Here is a 16,169-nt window from a genome sequence, read left to right on the forward strand (position 1 = left end):
CAAGGATTTCACACCGCTATGACTAGCCGCATCGAGCTCGCCCGCGTGGATCTGCGCGGACGTACGCCCTCCGCTGCCGAACTGCGCGCGGCGCTGCCGCGCGGGGGAGTGGACGTGGACTCTGTGCTGCATCATGTGCGGCCGGTGGTGGAGGCGATCCGTGATCGCGGGGTCGAGGCCGCGCAGGAGTTCAGCGCGAAATTCGACGGCATCACCCCGGCGAGCGTGCGCGTTCCGGCCGCCGAACTCGACAAGGCCCTCGCCGAGCTGGCGCCCGCCGTGCGCGCGGCGCTCGAGGTGGCCATCGAACGCACCCGCAAGGTGCACGCCGATCAGCGCCGCACCGACACCACCACCGAGGTGGTGCCCGGCGGCACCGTCACCGAACGCTGGGTGCCGGTCGAGCGGGTCGGGCTCTATGTGCCCGGCGGCAACGCCGTCTACCCGTCCAGTGTCGTCATGAACGTCGTCCCCGCCCAAGCCGCGGGCGTGGACTCGCTGGTGGTGGCCTCGCCGCCGCAGGCTCAGTTCGGCGGGTTGCCGCATCCGACGATCCTCGCCGCGGCGAAACTGCTCGGCGTCGAGGAGGTGTGGGCGGTCGGCGGCGCCCAGGCGGTCGCCCTGCTGTCCTACGGCGGCACCGACACCGGCGGCGCACAGCTCGCCCCCGTCGACATGATCACCGGTCCGGGCAACATCTACGTCACCGCCGCCAAGCGGCTGTGCCGCGGCCTGGTCGGCATCGACGCCGAGGCCGGTCCCACCGAGATCGCGATCCTCGCCGACGCCACCGCCGATCCGGCGCATGTGGCCGCCGACCTGATCTCGCAGGCCGAACACGATGTGCTCGCCGCGAGCGTGCTCGTCACCGACAGTGTGGCGCTGGCCGACGCGGTCGACGCCGCGATCACCACCCAGCTCGCGGTGGTCAAGCACCGGGAGCGGGTGTCGGAGGCATTGTCCGGCAAGCAGTCCGGTGTCGTGCTCGTCGACGATATCGAGCAGGGGTTGCGGGTGGTCAACGCCTACGCCGCCGAACACCTCGAGATCCAGACCGCCGACGCGGCCGCGGTCGCCGGGCGGGTCAGCAGCGCGGGTGCGGTGTTCGTCGGCGCGTGGTCGCCGGTGAGCCTCGGCGACTACTGCGCCGGATCGAATCACGTCCTGCCCACCGCCGGGTGCGCGCGCCACTCCTCGGGGCTGAGCGTGCAGACCTTCCTGCGCGGCATCCACGTCGTCGAATACAGCGAAGCCGCGCTGAAAGACGTTGCCGGACACGTGGTCTCCCTGGCCAACGCCGAGGATCTGCCGGCGCACGGTCAAGCCGTGCAGGTGCGTTTCGAGGCCTTGTCATGACCGCGACCGCCGATATCCCGGGCGCCGCGGCGACCCTCGACGATCTGCCGCTGCGCGAGAACCTGCGCGGCAAGAGCCCGTACGGCGCACCGCAATTGGCGGTGCCGGTGCAGTTGAACACCAACGAGAATCCGCATCCGCCGACCCGGGCGCTGATCGACGACGTGGCCGAATCCATTCGCGCCGCCGCCGCCGACCTGCACCGTTACCCCGACCGGGACGCGGTGGCGCTGCGCACCGATCTGGCCGCCTACCTGACCCGCCAGACCGGCGTCACCGTGCAGACCGCGAATGTGTGGGCGGCCAACGGATCCAACGAGATTCTGCAGCAGTTGCTGCAGGCCTTCGGCGGGCCCGGCCGCAGCGCGCTCGGCTTCGTGCCCTCGTATTCGATGCACCCGATCATCTCCGAGGGCATCGACACCGAATGGATCGAGGCCAAGCGCAACAGCGACTTCTCCCTCGACATCGACTATGCGGCCGCGGTGATCGCCGACCGCCGCCCCGATGTGGTGTTCGTGACCAGCCCGAACAATCCGACCGGGCATTCGATCGCCCTCGCCGATCTGGAGCGGCTGCTGGAGGCGGCGCCGGGCATCGTGGTCGTCGACGAGGCGTACGGCGAGTTCTCCGACGCGCCCAGCGCACTCGGGCTCATCGACCGGTATCCGGCGAAGCTGGTGGTCAGCCGCACCATGAGCAAGGCGTTCGCCTTCGCCGGCGGACGGCTCGGCTACCTGGTCGCCGCGCCCGCGGTGATCGAGGCGATGCTGCTGGTGCGGCTGCCGTACCACCTGTCGGTGGTTACCCAGGCCGCCGCCCGCGCCGCGCTGCGCCACGCCGACGAAACGCTGGCCAGTGTCGCCGAACTCGCCGCGCAGCGGGAACGAGTGGCCACGGCGTTGCGGGAGATGGGTTTCGAGGTGGTCACCTCGGACGCGAACTTCCTGTTGTTCGGCTACTTCGCCGACGCCCCGCGCACCTGGCAGCGCTATCTGGACGAGGGCGTGCTGATCCGCGACGTCGGCATTCCCGGCTACCTGCGCACCACCATCGGACTGGCCGCCGAGAACGACGAATTCCTGCGGGTGAGTGAGAAGTTGGTAGCCACCGAGGTGATCTCCCGATGAGTACGGAAGCGAGTATGAATCGAACCGCCCGGGTGGAACGCACCACCCGCGAATCCAGCATCGTCGTCGAGTTGAATCTCGACGGCACCGGCCGGACCGACATCTCCACCGGCGTCCCGTTCTACGACCACATGCTCACCGCCTTCGGCCAGCACGGCAGCTTCGATCTGACCGTGCAGGCCAAGGGCGATATCGAGATCGAGGCGCACCACACCGTCGAGGACACCGCCATCGTCATCGGGCAGGCGCTCGGCGAGGCATTGGGTGACAAGAAGGGGATCCGCCGCTTCGGTGACTGCTACATCCCGATGGACGAAACCCTCGCCCACGCCGTCGTCGACGTGTCGGGGCGGCCGTACTGCGTCCACGACGGCGAGCCGGAGCGGCTGCTGCACACCGTGATTCCCAGCGCCGGTCCCGGTGCGTCGTATTCCACGGTGCTGAACCGGCACGTCTTCGAATCCATCGCTCTCAACGCCCGCATCGCACTGCACGTGCGGGTGCTGTACGGCCGCGACCAGCACCACATCACCGAGGCCGAATTCAAGGCCGTCGCACGGGCTCTGCGCGCCGCCGTCGAACCGGACCCCCGGGTCACCGGTGTGCCGTCCACGAAGGGAACGCTGTGAAATCGGTTGTGCTGCTGGACTACGGCTCCGGAAATCTGCATTCCGCGGCGCGGGCGCTGGCCCGCACCGGCGCGGAAGTGACCGTCACCGCCGATCCGCAGGCCGCGCTCGCCGCCGACGGACTGGTCGTGCCCGGCGTCGGCGCCTTCGCGGCGTGTATGGCCGGTCTGACGCAGGTGCGCGGGGAGCGGATCATCGGCACCCGCCTCGCCGGGGGCCGGCCGGTGCTCGGTATCTGCGTGGGCATGCAGATCATGTTCGAGCGCGGGGTCGAATTCGGGGTCGAGTCCGAGGGCTGCGGGCAGTGGCCGGGCACGGTGGAACGGCTTCCGGCGCAGGTACTTCCGCACATGGGCTGGAATACCGTGCAGGCGCCCGCCGACAGCGTGCTGTTCGCCGGGATGGATCCCGAGACGCGCTTCTACTTCGTGCACTCCTACGCGGCGCAGAAGTGGGAGTGGGACGACAACGGCACCATCGCCCCGGCGAAGCTGATCTGGGCCGAACACGGCGGGCCGTTCCTCGCCGCGGTGGAGAACGGGCCGCTGTTCGCCACCCAGTTCCACCCGGAGAAGTCCGGCGACGCCGGTGCGCAGCTGCTGCGCAACTGGATCGCCTCGCTGTAGGACTACGTCTGGGGCGGCAGCGTGTCGACCCGGCCCGCGAGCCAGCGGCCGTCGACGTTGTCGAGGAACACCCGCAGCTGGGACCGTTCGGGCCGGGGCAGGCCGAATGTGGCGTCACTGCGTTCGGAGCGGTCCACCGTCACCACGACCTGCGAATGTTCGGGATCGGCCACGTCGGTGCGGCATTCCACCGAGTTGGCCTCGGAGCGGATGTGCACCGAGGTCACGTGGGCGCGCCGATCGGGCGCCGACGCGGCGAACTGGTCGTGGAACTCGCCGGTGGACAACTCCAGGACCCGGCGGTCGTAGTCGTCGTAACCGGCCCAGTCGTAGGTGGTGAACTGCCGCCCGAAATCGCAGGCGGCCAATTGAATCGGGTCGGTGGGGGTGGCCGTCGCCGTGGGTGGCACGAGCATCGCGGCGCCGGCCGCCCCGCACGACAACGCGAACATGATGGGCCGCAACGTGATCCGCGACATGGGTGAAGGTCCTCTTCGTCGACAACGATGGCAGTACGTGCCCCCGACCCAGGGTACGTACGCGGAAGCCGCCGGTCTGGACCTCCTGCGCACAGTGACACACGCAGGCTTCGGATTGCCCGGCGTTGTCCAGCTCAAACGTGTGATGCTCGTCCTTGCGGTCAGTGACCGGCGTCCCATATGCGCCATCCCGGCACCGCGACGCCAACCGGTAGCCAGTAGGCTGCACACGTGAGTCTTGTGCTGCTACCCGCCGTCGATGTCGCCAATGGTGAGGCCGTGCGCCTGGTTCAGGGGGAGGCCGGCAGCGAAACCAGCTACGGCGCCCCCCGCGATGCCGCGCTGGCCTGGCAGGAGGCGGGTGCCGAATGGGTGCATCTGGTCGACCTGGACGCGGCCTTCGGGCGCGGCTCCAACCGCGAACTGCTCGCCGAGGTCGTCGGTGAGCTGGATGTGAAGGTCGAGCTGTCCGGTGGCATCCGCGACGACGACTCGCTGAAGGCCGCGATGGCCACCGGCTGCGCCCGGGTCAACCTGGGTACCGCGGCACTCGAGGATCCGCAGTGGTGCGCCCGCGCCATCGCCGAATACGGCGACCGGGTGGCGGTCGGGCTGGACGTGCGGATCATCGACGGCGACTACCGGTTGCGGGGCCGTGGCTGGGTGAGCGACGGCGGCGACCTGTGGGAGGTGCTCGAGCGCCTGGAACGCGACGGCTGTGCCCGCTACGTGGTCACCGACGTGAGCAAGGACGGCACTCTGCAGGGCCCCAACCTCGACATTCTGCGGCAGGTGTGTGCGGCCACCGAGGCGCCGGTGATCGCCTCCGGCGGCGTCTCCACCCTCGACGATCTGCGGGCCATCTCCGGGCTGGTGTCCGACGGGGTGGAAGGCGCGATCGTCGGAAAAGCCTTGTACGCCGGGCGTTTCACGCTGCCCGAGGCGCTGGACGCGGTTCGCTGACGTGACCGCCGCCGTCTCCGACCCGGCCGCGCTGCTCGCGACCGCGAGCGAGATATTGGACGGTGCGGCACCGCGTTTCGTCGAAGGGCTGGGGGCGCCGAGCGCGGTCCAGAAGGGCCGCGGCGACTTCGCCACCGCGCTGGATCTGGAACTCGAGCGCACGCTGTCGCGGCAGCTGGCCGAGCGCACCGGAATTCCGGTGCACGGCGAGGAATTCGGCGGGCCGGAACTGAGCTCGGGCACCGCGTGGGTGCTCGACCCCATCGACGGCACCTTCAACTACTCCGCGGGCCACCCGCTGTCGGCGATGCTCCTGGCGCTGGTGGCCGACGGCCAGCCCGTCCTCGGTCTGACCTGGCTGCCGCTGCTGGACCGCCGCTACGCCGCGGCGGCCGGTGGCCCGCTGCTGCTCAACGGAAAACCGTTGCCGCCCTTGGAACACGGCCGCCTCGCGGAGTCGATGATCGGCTTCGGCGCGTTCAACATCGACGCCCACGGCCGGATCCCGGGCCGGTTCCGCTTCGATCTGCTGGGTGCGCTGAGCCGGTTGTCGAGCCGGGTGCGCATGCACGGATCCACCGGCATCGACCTGGCCTACACCGCCTCCGGGGTGCTGGGCGGCGCGGTCGTCTTCGGCCACCATCCGTGGGACAACGCCGCCGGAGTGGCGCTGGTGCGCGCCGCGGGCGGTGTGGTGACCGATCTGCGCGGCGAAGAATGGTCGATCACCTCGCGGTCGGTGCTGGCCGCCGCGCCCGGGGTGCACGAAGAACTCCTGGACATGATCGACAGCGCCGTCGACCGCGCCTCCGAGCGCAACGAGAATTCGGAAGGGACGCAATGACTCTGGCGGTACGCGTGATCCCGTGCCTGGACGTCGACGCCGGCCGGGTGGTCAAGGGCGTGAACTTCGAGAATCTGCGCGATGCGGGCGACCCGGTGGAACTGGCCGCCGCCTATGACGCCCAGGGCGCCGACGAGCTCACCTTCCTCGACGTCACGGCCTCGAGCGGCGATCGCGGCACCATGATCGACGTGGTGACCCGCACCGCCGAGCAGATCTTCATCCCGCTCACCGTCGGCGGCGGCGTGCGCACCGTCGAGGATGTGGACCGGCTGCTGCGCGCGGGCGCGGACAAGGTGTCGGTGAACACCGCGGCGATCGCGAATCCGGAGATCCTGCGCGAGATGTCGCAGCGCTTCGGCTCCCAGTGCATCGTGCTGTCGGTCGATGCGCGCCGCGTGCCCGACACCGGCTCGCCCACCCCGTCCGGCTGGGAGGTGACCACCCACGGCGGAAAACGCGGCACCGGCATCGATGCGGTCGAGTGGGCGGTGCGCGGCGCCGAACTCGGCGTCGGCGAGATCCTGCTCAACTCGATGGACGCCGACGGCACCAAGGGCGGTTTCGACCTGCCGATGATCAGCGCGGTACGCGCCGCCGTCTCGGTGCCGATCATCGCCAGCGGCGGCGCCGGCGAGGTCGACCATTTCGCCCCCGCGGTGCGGACGGGCGCCGACGCGGTATTGGCCGCGAGCGTCTTCCACTTCGGTGATTTGACCATTCCGCAGGTCAAAGACGCGATGCGAACGGAGGGCATCACCGTCCGCTGAGGACGAGCAGCACCCTCGGCAGAGGACGAACGGCACCGACAGGACAGGTATAACGATGGGTATGAGTTTGGATCCCGCCGTCGCCGCCCGGCTCAAGCGCAACGAGGCGGGCCTGGTCGCGGCGATCGCGCAGGAACGCGGCACCGGCGATGTGCTGATGATGGCGTGGATGGACGACGAGGCCCTGGCCCGCACCCTCGCCACTCGCAAGGCCACCTACTATTCGCGCTCACGGCAGCAGTACTGGGTCAAGGGCGAGACGTCGGGCCATACGCAGTATGTGCACGAGGTGCGGCTGGACTGTGACGGCGACGCCGTGCTGCTGATCGTCGACCAGCAGGGCGCGGCCTGCCACACCGGCACCCACACCTGCTGGGACGGGGATCTGCTGCTCGCCGACGCGATCTGAACCGGTCAGCCGGCGGCGCCGGCCGTGGCTTCGGCGGCCGGCGGGTCGGGGAGTCCGTCGGCGCGGCCGATACCCCGGGACAGGCCCGCGTCGAGCTGGGCCACCAGCGCCTCTCCGAGGGTGAGCAGCTGGTCGACCTGCTCATCGTCGATGCCGTCGAAGACCAGCCCCCGCACTCCTTCCAGATAGGCGGGAGTGGCCTTCTGCACCTGTTCGAAACCCTCGTCGGTGAGCACCGCGTAGGCGCCGCGGCGTCCGCGCACCGCGTCGCGTCTCGCCCAGCCCAGCCGTTCCAGCTTCGTCACCACATGCGACAGTCGCGATAGCGATGCGTTTGCCCTGTTCGCCAGTTCGCTGAGTTGCAGGCGATGTCCGGGCTCTTCGGACAGCAGGGCCATCAGAAAGTACTCGAAATGCGTCATCCCGGCTTCGCGTTGCAGCTGGGTGTCCATCGCCGCGGGTAATCGCGTGGTCAGCGCGACTAGGGTCCGCCACGCTCGCCGTTCGGTGGGGTTGAGCCATTCCGTCACTTCGCGCCCTCTCTTGCAGCCCAGTGACGTAAATCGCAGTACACCGTCACTCGCGACCAACAAGTTTGCCACGCCTTCGCTCGATGGTCAGCCCGGTTGCCGGTGACGTGACAGCTATCACGCCGCGGCGCGATCGCGACGCTGTCGGGGTCACTCCTTCATATCGCCTGGTGGCCGCGTGGCGTTAGCGGTGTCGGGTGCGGTGACCACGCCGGCTTCGGCGCGGCGGGCCGAGCGCGCCCGCCACTGTTTGCGTAGCAGTAGCACGAGCAGGATCACGAAGATCGCCGCCGCCACGATGGCGCCGACCAGCGAGGCGCCGCGGAAGCCGGGCGCATCGACGTCGAGGACGCGTTCCCCGGCGTGTGCGGCGCTGTTGCCGCCCAGCACGATGGTCAGCGTCATCAGATTGGGCAGCGCGACGATCAGCGCCAGCACCGCCGCGGCGCCGGCGGCGAATTTTCCGGCTCGGGTCCGCCACACCCGCACCGCGCCCAGCAGGAGCAGCAGGGGAATCAGAGTGCACAGGAAGCCGACCCCCAGGCCCGACCAGATGCCCTGAGCGAAGCTGCCGTGCCCGGACATACCGGCGATCCGCTGCGCCCACCAGCGCGGAATGAAGGCCGACAGCACGAAATAGGCGACGACCAGCACGACGATGACCGCGAGCAGGCCGAGGGCTCGATTCCGCCACACGGTGGCTCGGGGTTTGGTCCCGGAGTTGGTGAGGGAGCTCGTCGATGTCATGAATCCAGCGTATGCGCGGGCCACGCGCCGACGCCGGGAGAATCGTGCCGTGTCACGTCGACAATGCGCTCCGACCAGGGAAAAAGCGGAGGCGCACCCGGGCTGTGTCCGGCGGTCGATTCAGGACCGGTGCTCGCGCAGGGCGGCCAGTGCGGCGTCGGCGTGGACGTTGGCGCGCAGTTCGCCCGAGATCACCGCGAGGACGGTGCGGTCGGTGTCGATCACGAAGGTCTGCCGCTTCACCGGCAGGAAGTTGCCGAGCAGACCGCCGATCGCCCCGGAACGTTTGACGCCGAACCGTTCCGCCACCGCACCGTCGCGATCGGACAGCAGCGGATAGCCGAGGGTCTGCGACTGTGCGAAACCGGCCTGGGTGTCGACCGAATCGGTGCTGATGCCCGCGCAACTGGCGCCCAGGGCCGCGAATTCGCTTGTCAGATCACGGAAGTGGCAGGCCTCCGCGGTGCACACGGGAGTGTTGGCGGCGGGGAAGAAGAACAGCGTCAGCGGTCCGTCGGCCAGCAACGAATCGAGCGATCGGACGGTGCCGGACTGGTCGGGAAGTTCGAACCCGGGTGCGCGCTGGCCTTTTTTCACAATCGCGAGGGTACCGGTCGGCGCCCCCGCCGGGTACCCGTCGCGGACCGCGTGTGGGTCGCGGCGGGGCCCGGGAATCTCGGTTGCGGCCGACTGGAATGATGAGCGATATGCACGGCGCCGCATTCGACCGTCCGGAAACCGCAACCACCACCACCCGGGACCAGTTCCGCGTGCTGGCGGCCGCGCACCGCGTGGTGCCGGTGACGCGCAAGGTGCTGGCGGATTCGGAGACACCGCTGTCCGCCTACCGGAAGCTGGCCGCGGACCGGCCGGGCACCTTCCTGCTGGAGTCGGCCGAGAACGGTCGTTCGTGGTCGCGCTGGTCGTTCATCGGCGCCGGCAGCCCCACCGCGCTGACGGTCGTCGACGGTCAGGCGGCGTGGCTGGGTGCCACACCCGCCGACGCACCGGCCGGTGGTGATCCGCTGGAGGCGCTGCACGACACCCTGGAACTGCTGCGCACCGAGCGCCTGCCCGGCCTGCCGCCGCTGACCGGCGGTCTGGTCGGCTATCTGGGCTACGACATCGTGCGCCGCATCGAGCGGCTGCCGGAGCTGACCACCGACGATCTGCGGGTGCCGGAGATGGTGCTGCTGCTCGCGGCGGATCTGGCCGCCTTCGACCATCACGAGGGCGCGATCACGCTGATCGCCAACGCGGTGAACTGGAACGGCACCGACGAACGCGTCGACGAGGCCTACGACGACGCCGTCGCCCGGCTCGACCGGATGACCGCGGCGCTGGCCGCGCCCGCCGAATCGACCGTCTCCGTCTTCGACCGTCCCGAGCCGGATTACATCCGCCGCCGTACCAGCGAGGACTTCGGCGCCGGCGTGCGGCGGCTGGTCGGCGAGATCGAGGCCGGCGAGGCGTTCCAGGTGGTGTTGTCGCAGCGGTTCGAAATGGACTTCGACGGCGAACCGCGCGATGTGTACCGGATGCTGCGCGCCTCGAATCCGAGCCCGTACATGTATCTGATGCACATTCCCGACGGCGCGGGCGGCACCGCCTTCTCCATCGTCGGCTCGAGTCCGGAATCGCTGGTGACGGTGAAAGACGGTGTGGCGACGACACATCCGATCGCCGGCACCCGGTGGCGCGGCGCCACCGAGGAGGACGACGTGCTGCTCGAGAAGGATCTGCTCTCCGACGAGAAGGAGAATGCCGAACACCTCATGCTCGTCGACCTGGGCCGCAACGATCTGGGCCGGGTGTGCGAACCAGGCACCGTGCGCGTCACCGAATACCGCCACATCGAGCGCTACAGCCACGTGATGCATCTGGTGTCCACGGTCACCGGCAGGCTGGCGGCCGGTCGCATCGCCCTCGACGCCGTGCGCGCCTGCTTCCCGGCCGGCACCCTCTCCGGTGCGCCGAAGGTGCGGGCGATGGAGTTGATCGAGGAGAACGAGCCCACCCGCCGCGGCGTCTACGCCGGGGTCGTCGGCTACCTCGACTTCGCCGGCGACGCCGATACCGCGATCGCGATCCGCACCGCGCTGCTCAAGGACGGCATCGCCTATGTGCAGGCCGGTGCCGGCATCGTCGCCGACTCCCAGCCCGAGTACGAGGACGAGGAGTCGCGCAACAAGGCGATGGCCGTCCTCAAGGCCGTCGCCGCCGCGCGCACCGTGCGCACCTTCACCCCCGAACCCGACGGCACCCTGCTATGAGCAACCCGGAATCCGATCCAGCCCAACGACATTCGCCGAACGAACCGGAGGCGAAGCCCACGCCCGGCACGAACGACGCGGCGGCGGCCGACGCGGCAGTGCGCCCGCCGCAGGCCGATGCCGACATCTCCGGCGCACATCGCGCGCCGATTCCGGGCGGCCCCGAGGGCGAGGCGGTCCGGTCGGGCGCGGGAGACACCGATGGCGGGGAATCCGACGGTCACGCCGCGGCCGGCCGGTCGGGCTCCGGCATCGGCGACGACGCCGCGCGGGTGCATCCCGGCGACGGTGGCGACCCCGACCGCTACGTCCCCGAGGCGGAGACGGACGTCTCGGGCAGCGTGACCGCGAAACGCGCCCGCCCGGTGCTGCCCGTCCTGCTGCTCGCGATCGGCGCGGTCGCGCTGTGGGGCTCCTCGCGCATGACCTGGGTGACGCTGCGGTCCTCCGACGGTCTGACCGAACCGCGCACCCAGCATCTCGACGGCGGTCTCTGGTTCGGCGCGCTGACGCCGCTGGCGCTGGTGCTGCTGGCCTCGATCGCGGCCGTGTTCGCCACCAAGGGCTGGCTGCGCCGGCTGATCGGCGTCGTGGTGGCGCTGGTCGCCGCGGTCGCCGCGGTGCCCGGCCTGGCCCTGCTGACCCAGCACGGCAAGCTCGCCGAACGGGCCGCCCGGCTCGCCGAACTGCCCGCCCGCGCGCATGTCGACGCGGCCACCGCGGCCACCTTCCCGGCCGCGCTCAGCGTCGTCGGTGCGCTCGCGGCCTTCGCCGCCGGGGTGCTGCTGGCCCGCATGCCCGAAACGACGGCTCGCATGTCGGGTAAGTACGACAACCCGGTGTTCCGCCGGGCCGCCGCCGCCGAACAGGTCGCCGAACTGCGCCGCACGGGGGAGACGGAGTCGGCCGCTAAGGCCGCCGACGCGCCGCGGCCGGTGACGCCGACGTCACCTGCGCAGGCCCCGGAGCCGGAGTCTGGCGAACTCTCGCAGCGCGTGCTGTGGGACGCGCTCGACGCGGGCGCCGACCCGACCGACGACGAGGCGGGCCGATGAGCGCTGTATCACGGCGCACCGAGCGGCAGGCGTCACACCCCGCCGTCGGCTCGGTGAACACCTCCATTTACTCTTTATCAGCATCGGTGAGACAGCACCTGGGGGGATTCTCAGGTAGCAAGTCCGTCTCCCCAGAAAGGATTCGAGCCAGATGACGGTACTCGACTCGATTCTCGACGGGGTCCGCGCGGATGTGGCCGCTCGGGAAGCCCTCCTGGATTTCCAGGCCGTCAAGAAGGCCGCCGCCGCGGCCCCCTCGCCGCGCGATGCGCTCGCCGCGCTGCACGCGGACGGGATCGGAGTCATCGCCGAGGTCAAGCGCGCCAGCCCCTCGAAGGGTGAGCTCGCCGACATCCCGGATCCGGCCAGCCTGGCGAAGTCCTACGAGGACGGTGGCGCGCGCATCATCAGCGTGCTCACCGAGGGCCGCCGCTTCCACGGGTCGCTCGACGATCTGGACGCCGTCCGCGCGGTTGTCGACGTGCCGATCCTGCGCAAGGACTTCGTCGTCGGCCCGTATCAGATCCACGAGGCCCGTGCGCACGGCGCCGATGTGATCCTGCTGATCGTGGCCGCCCTGGAACAGGACGTGCTGGCCTCGCTCATCGATCGCACCGAATCGCTGGGTATGACCGCGCTGGTCGAGGTGCACACCGAGGAGGAGGCCGACCGGGCACTGACCGCCGGCGCCTCGGTCATCGGCGTGAACGCCCGCAACCTGAAGACCCTCGAGGTCGATCGCGACGTTTTCGCCCGCATCGCGCCCGGACTCCCCACCGAGGTCATCCGGGTCGCCGAATCCGGCGTGAGCGGCACCGCCGATCTGCTCGCCTACGCCGGCGCCGGCGCCGACGCGGTGCTGGTCGGCGAGAGCCTCGTGACCAGCGGTGATCCGCGTGCGGCCGTCTCCGAGCTGGTGACCGCCGGCACCCATCCGTCCTGCCCGCGTCCGCTGCGGCGGGGTGTCACCCGGTGACCGGCGTGCACGAGCAGCTGCCCCAGGCCAGCGAGGGCGTCACCCATCGCAGCCACGAACCGGATGTCGGCGGCCACTTCGGCGTCTACGGCGGCCGGCACGTGCCCGAGGCGCTGATGGCGGTGATCGAGGAGGTCTCCGCCGAATACGACAAGTCGCGCCTGGATCCCGATTTCCTGGCCGAACTCGACCGGCTGCAACGCGATTACGCGGGCCGGCCCTCGCCGGTCTTCGAATGCAAGCGGCTCTCCGAGCACGCCGGCGGCGCCCGCATCCTGCTCAAGCGCGAGGATCTGAACCACACCGGTTCGCACAAGATCAACAATGTGCTGGGCCAGGCGCTGCTCGCCCAGCGGATGGGCAAGACCCGCGTCATCGCCGAGACCGGCGCCGGTCAGCACGGTGTCGCGACCGCCACCGCCTGTGCGCTGCTCGGCCTCGAATGCGTGATCTACATGGGCGCGGTCGACACCGCGCGCCAGGCGCTCAACGTTGCGCGGATGCGACTGCTGGGCGCCGAGGTGGTGTCGGTGACCACCGGCTCGCAGACGTTGAAGGACGCGATCAACGAGGCGCTGCGCGACTGGGTCACCAACGCCTCGGAAACCTATTACTGCTTCGGCACCGCGGCCGGCCCGCATCCGTTTCCGCTGATGGTGCGCGACTTCCAGCGCGTCGTCGGCCTGGAGGCGCGGGTGCAGGTGCAGGCGCAGACCGGTCGCCTTCCCGACGCCGTGGTGGCGTGTGTGGGCGGTGGATCGAACGCGATCGGCATCTTCCACCCGTTCCTCGACGACGAGGGCGTGCGGCTGATCGGCTACGAGGCGGCCGGTGACGGTGTCGAAACCGGCAGGCACGCAGCCACTTTCGCCGGCGGACGGCCGGGTGCGTTCCAGGGTGCCTACTCGTACCTGCTGCAGGACGAGGACGGCCAGACCATCGAATCGCATTCCATCTCGGCCGGTCTGGACTATCCCGGCGTCGGACCCGAACACGCGTACCTGAAGGACATCGGCCGCGCCGAGTACCGGCCGATCACCGATGTCGAGGCGATGGACGCGCTGCTGCTGCTCTCGCGCACCGAGGGCATCATCCCGGCCATCGAATCGGCGCACGCGGTCGCCGGCGCGCTGCAACTGGGCCGGGAATTGGGTTCGGGCGCAATCATTCTGGTGAATCTGTCCGGACGCGGCGACAAGGATATGGATACCGCGGCGCGCTGGTTCGGCCTGTTCGACGACGCCGCCGCCCCGGAGGAGAATCGCTCGTGAGCCGTCTGGAATCGACCTTCGCGGCCACCCGCGGCGAGGGCCGCGCCGCGCTGATCGGATATCTGCCCGCGGGCTATCCGGACCTGGCCGGATCCATCGACGTGTGCACCGCGATGGTCGAATCCGGTTGCGACATCATCGAAGTCGGTATCGCCTATTCCGATCCGGTGATGGACGGCCCCACCATCCAGGCCGCCACCGAGCAGGCCCTGCGTGGCGGGGTGCGCGTGCGTGACGTGTTCACCGTCGTCGAGGCGATCACCGCCGCCGGGGGCAACGCCGTGGTGATGACCTACTGGAATCCGGTGCTGCAGTACGGCGTCGACCGTTTCGCCCGCGACTTGGCCGCGGCCGGCGGGCTCGGGCTGATCACCCCCAACCTCATTCCCGAGGAGGCGGGGGAGTGGTTCGACGCCTCCCGCGCCCACGATCTGGACCGCATCTTCCTGGTCGCCCCGTCCTCCACCGAGGAGCGTCTGGTCAAGACCATCGAGGCCAGTAGCGGATTCCTCTACGCCGCGTCCACCATGGGCGTCACCGGCGCCCGCGACGCGGTGTCCTCGGCGGCCCCGGAACTGTGCGCGCGGGTGCGTGCCCACTCCGATATCCCGGTCGGTGTCGGCCTGGGTGTGCGCAGCGGTGCGCAGGCGGCGGAAATCGCCTCCTATGCCGACGGAGTCATCGTCGGTTCGGCGCTGGTGACGGCCGCGGGCGCGGGGCTGGAACAGGTGCGGACGCTCACCGCGGAGCTGGCCGACGGCGTGCGTTCGGCGACCGTCACCAGCTGATCGCCGACGCGAACTGGGCGGCGGGCGCACCCTCCGTTACGGTGGGGCCCGTGACTTTTCCAGTCCTGGCAGACGGCGTCGATGTGCACGGTGGGGCGGTACTGGCCTACATTCCCAGTCCGCCGCGAGGCGTATGGGATGTGGGGCCGTTCCCGCTGCGTGCCTACGCGATCTGCATCATCATCGGCATCATCGTCGCGATCTGGTGGGGTGAGCGGCGCTGGCGCGAGCGCGGCGGCGAGCCGGGCAAGGTGCTCGACGTGGCGATGTTCGCGGTGCCGTTCGGACTTGTCGGCGGCCGGCTCTACCACGTGGCCACCGACTGGGAGAAGTACTTCGGCGCCGGCGGGCATCCGATCAACGCGCTGAAGATCTGGGAGGGCGGCCTCGGTATCTGGGGCGCGGTGCTGCTCGGCGGCGTCGGCGCCTGGATCGGCTGCCGGGTGTATCGAATTCCGTTGCCCGCCTTCGGTGATGCCATCGCCCCGGCGATTCTGCTCGCCCAGGCCATCGGCCGCCTCGGCAACTACTTCAATCAGGAACTCTACGGTCGCAAGACCGATCTGCCGTGGGGCCTCGAGATCTATCTGCGGTTCGACTCCGACGGCCGGCTGGACATGATGAACGGCGTCTCCACCGGGGTGGTGGAGAAGGTCGTGCAGCCGACCTTCCTCTACGAGCTGATCTGGAACCTGCTCGGCGTCCTGGTGCTGGTGATGGTCGACAAACGCTGGCGGATCGGCCACGGCCGCCTGTTCGCGCTGTACGTGGCGATCTACACCTTCGGCCGCTTCTGGGTCGAGCTGCTGCGCGATGACGAGGCCACCCACATCTTCGGCATCCGGGTCAACTCCTACACCTCGGCGATCGTATTCCTGTGTGCCCTGGCGTATTTCGCCCTCGCCACCAAAGGCCGCGAAACCGCCGCACAGCTCGCCGCCGGCGGCGAGCGCCCCTGGCCGTGGCAGATCGGCGCCCTGCGCCGGCACGGCGCCGCGGGACAGGAATCCGCCGCGGCCGAGAGCGCAGCTGCGGTCACGGCCGAGGAATCCGCTGCCGGCGACGAGTCCGGCGAAGCCGCGAAACCCGCGGACGATGGGAGCCCGCTCGGCAAGGCCGACGACGCGTCCGAGGCCGGGAAGACCGACGTGGCGTCCGAGAAGGAGTCCTCGTCGGCGACGTCGGAGGAATCCACCGAGTCCGAACCCGCCGCCGGCTCCGTATCCGGCGAATCGGACGAGTCCACCGCCGGCCCCTCCGATTCGGCGGCGACCGGCAACGAACTCGATCCGCCCGCCGATGACAAGGATGCGGCCGGTGTCA

The 16,169-nt window shown here is 70.0% G+C and carries 18 protein-coding genes; 14 read left to right on the forward strand and 4 right to left on the reverse strand.

All coding sequences use genetic code 11. The features are described from left to right. Nucleotides 1–18 precede the first annotated feature (18 nt). The 4 genes from hisD to hisH are packed head-to-tail and all read left to right on the forward strand — an operon-like array spanning nucleotide 19 to nucleotide 3,741. Entirely contained in the window at nucleotides 19–1,356 is a 1,338-nt protein-coding gene (gene hisD / locus IRT45_RS10430; RefSeq protein ID WP_194805648.1) for a histidinol dehydrogenase, read from the forward strand. Beyond that, a complete protein-coding gene (locus tag IRT45_RS10435; protein ID WP_194805649.1) occupies nucleotides 1,353–2,486 on the forward strand; it encodes a histidinol-phosphate transaminase in 1,134 nt (377 codons plus the stop codon). Before hisD ends, IRT45_RS10435 begins: the two co-directional genes overlap by 4 nt. Next, nucleotides 2,483–3,115, forward strand: coding sequence for an imidazoleglycerol-phosphate dehydratase HisB (gene hisB, locus IRT45_RS10440; protein ID WP_030514645.1), 633 nt, complete (start codon nucleotides 2,483–2,485; stop codon nucleotides 3,113–3,115). The genes IRT45_RS10435 and hisB overlap by 4 nt, the downstream gene beginning before the upstream one ends. After that, the gene (gene hisH / locus IRT45_RS10445; protein WP_194805650.1) at nucleotides 3,112–3,741 is read left to right on the forward strand and encodes an imidazole glycerol phosphate synthase subunit HisH; all 630 of its coding nucleotides are present in this window, start codon (nucleotides 3,112–3,114) and stop codon (nucleotides 3,739–3,741) included. The genes hisB and hisH overlap by 4 nt, the downstream gene beginning before the upstream one ends. Nucleotides 3,742–3,743: 2 nt before the next feature. Here the strand turns inward: hisH and IRT45_RS10450 are convergent, their stop codons facing one another. Continuing rightward, nucleotides 3,744–4,220, reverse strand: coding sequence for a hypothetical protein (locus tag IRT45_RS10450; protein WP_194805651.1), 477 nt, complete (start codon nucleotides 4,218–4,220; stop codon nucleotides 3,744–3,746). Nucleotides 4,221–4,451: 231 nt separating this feature from the next. On the opposite strand from IRT45_RS10450, the gene priA reads away from it, so the two are divergent. From priA to hisI, 4 genes are all read left to right on the forward strand, one after another. Next, nucleotides 4,452–5,183, forward strand: coding sequence for a bifunctional 1-(5-phosphoribosyl)-5-((5-phosphoribosylamino)methylideneamino)imidazole-4-carboxamide isomerase/phosphoribosylanthranilate isomerase PriA (gene priA, locus IRT45_RS10455; RefSeq protein WP_030514642.1), 732 nt, complete (start codon nucleotides 4,452–4,454; stop codon nucleotides 5,181–5,183). A 1-nt stretch (nucleotide 5,184) separates the two neighbouring features. Next, a complete protein-coding gene (locus IRT45_RS10460) occupies nucleotides 5,185–6,027 on the forward strand; it encodes an inositol monophosphatase (protein ID WP_194805652.1) in 843 nt (280 codons plus the stop codon). Then, complete coding sequence (gene hisF, locus IRT45_RS10465) at nucleotides 6,024–6,797, forward strand: imidazole glycerol phosphate synthase subunit HisF (protein ID WP_036500515.1); 774 nt, start codon at nucleotides 6,024–6,026, stop codon at nucleotides 6,795–6,797. The genes IRT45_RS10460 and hisF overlap by 4 nt, the downstream gene beginning before the upstream one ends. 61 nt (nucleotides 6,798–6,858) lie before the next feature. Further along, nucleotides 6,859–7,206: a phosphoribosyl-AMP cyclohydrolase gene (gene hisI, locus IRT45_RS10470; RefSeq protein WP_194805653.1), complete on the forward strand. Its 348-nt coding sequence runs from the start codon at nucleotides 6,859–6,861 to the stop codon at nucleotides 7,204–7,206. 5 nt (nucleotides 7,207–7,211) lie between these two features. Here the strand turns inward: hisI and IRT45_RS10475 are convergent, their stop codons facing one another. The 3 genes from IRT45_RS10475 to IRT45_RS10485 form a co-directional block, all read right to left on the reverse strand. Continuing rightward, a complete protein-coding gene (locus tag IRT45_RS10475; protein ID WP_309240883.1) occupies nucleotides 7,212–7,736 on the reverse strand; it encodes a MarR family transcriptional regulator in 525 nt (174 codons plus the stop codon). A 150-nt stretch (nucleotides 7,737–7,886) separates the two neighbouring features. Next, nucleotides 7,887–8,483 carry a permease gene (locus IRT45_RS10480; RefSeq protein WP_194805654.1) on the reverse strand — a complete coding sequence of 199 codons (597 nt, stop codon included), beginning with the start codon at nucleotides 8,481–8,483 and terminating at the stop codon, nucleotides 7,887–7,889. 120 nt (nucleotides 8,484–8,603) lie between these two features. After that, nucleotides 8,604–9,080 carry a peroxiredoxin gene (locus IRT45_RS10485; protein ID WP_309240884.1) on the reverse strand — a complete coding sequence of 159 codons (477 nt, stop codon included), beginning with the start codon at nucleotides 9,078–9,080 and terminating at the stop codon, nucleotides 8,604–8,606. A 98-nt stretch (nucleotides 9,081–9,178) separates the two neighbouring features. Between IRT45_RS10485 and IRT45_RS10490 the strand changes: the two genes are divergently transcribed. The 6 genes from IRT45_RS10490 to lgt all read left to right on the forward strand — a co-directional run. Continuing rightward, the gene (locus IRT45_RS10490; protein ID WP_375540084.1) at nucleotides 9,179–10,756 is read left to right on the forward strand and encodes an anthranilate synthase component I; all 1,578 of its coding nucleotides are present in this window, start codon (nucleotides 9,179–9,181) and stop codon (nucleotides 10,754–10,756) included. Continuing rightward, nucleotides 10,753–11,811, forward strand: a complete 1,059-nt coding sequence (locus IRT45_RS10495; RefSeq protein ID WP_228534101.1) for a Trp biosynthesis-associated membrane protein — start codon at nucleotides 10,753–10,755, stop codon at nucleotides 11,809–11,811. Before IRT45_RS10490 ends, IRT45_RS10495 begins: the two co-directional genes overlap by 4 nt. Before the next feature lie 151 nt (nucleotides 11,812–11,962). Further along, on the forward strand, nucleotides 11,963–12,787 hold the full coding sequence (trpC, locus tag IRT45_RS10500) for an indole-3-glycerol phosphate synthase TrpC (RefSeq protein ID WP_030514633.1): 825 nt from the start codon (nucleotides 11,963–11,965) through the stop codon (nucleotides 12,785–12,787). Further along, the gene (trpB, locus tag IRT45_RS10505; protein WP_194805656.1) at nucleotides 12,784–14,058 is read left to right on the forward strand and encodes a tryptophan synthase subunit beta; all 1,275 of its coding nucleotides are present in this window, start codon (nucleotides 12,784–12,786) and stop codon (nucleotides 14,056–14,058) included. Before trpC ends, trpB begins: the two co-directional genes overlap by 4 nt. Continuing rightward, complete coding sequence (trpA, locus tag IRT45_RS10510; protein WP_194805657.1) at nucleotides 14,055–14,846, forward strand: tryptophan synthase subunit alpha; 792 nt, start codon at nucleotides 14,055–14,057, stop codon at nucleotides 14,844–14,846. The genes trpB and trpA overlap by 4 nt, the downstream gene beginning before the upstream one ends. A 50-nt stretch (nucleotides 14,847–14,896) precedes the next feature. Further along, on the forward strand, nucleotides 14,897–16,169 hold a 1,273-nt coding region (gene lgt / locus IRT45_RS10515), incomplete at its 3' end, for a prolipoprotein diacylglyceryl transferase (protein ID WP_309240885.1).

Source organism: Nocardia sp. BSTN01 (assembly GCF_015354405.1).
Taxonomy (GTDB): Bacteria; Actinomycetota; Actinomycetes; order Mycobacteriales; family Mycobacteriaceae; genus Nocardia.

What these genes read in the sequence shown, in the direction of transcription:
- hisD (WP_194805648.1), top strand. Translation starts at nt 19, where the DNA reads ATGACTAGCCGCATCGAGCTCGCCCGCGTGGATCTGCGCGGACGTACG.
- IRT45_RS10435 (WP_194805649.1), top strand. Translation starts at nt 1,353, where the DNA reads ATGACCGCGACCGCCGATATCCCGGGCGCCGCGGCGACCCTCGACGAT.
- hisB (WP_030514645.1), top strand. Translation starts at nt 2,483, where the DNA reads ATGAGTACGGAAGCGAGTATGAATCGAACCGCCCGGGTGGAACGCACC.
- IRT45_RS10450 (WP_194805651.1), bottom strand. Translation starts at nt 4,220, where the DNA reads ATGTCGCGGATCACGTTGCGGCCCATCATGTTCGCGTTGTCGTGCGGG.
- hisF (WP_036500515.1), top strand. Translation starts at nt 6,024, where the DNA reads ATGACTCTGGCGGTACGCGTGATCCCGTGCCTGGACGTCGACGCCGGC.
- hisI (WP_194805653.1), top strand. Translation starts at nt 6,859, where the DNA reads ATGAGTTTGGATCCCGCCGTCGCCGCCCGGCTCAAGCGCAACGAGGCG.
- IRT45_RS10480 (WP_194805654.1), bottom strand. Translation starts at nt 8,483, where the DNA reads ATGACATCGACGAGCTCCCTCACCAACTCCGGGACCAAACCCCGAGCC.
- IRT45_RS10490 (WP_375540084.1), top strand. Translation starts at nt 9,179, where the DNA reads ATGATGAGCGATATGCACGGCGCCGCATTCGACCGTCCGGAAACCGCA.
- IRT45_RS10495 (WP_228534101.1), top strand. Translation starts at nt 10,753, where the DNA reads ATGAGCAACCCGGAATCCGATCCAGCCCAACGACATTCGCCGAACGAA.
- trpC (WP_030514633.1), top strand. Translation starts at nt 11,963, where the DNA reads ATGACGGTACTCGACTCGATTCTCGACGGGGTCCGCGCGGATGTGGCC.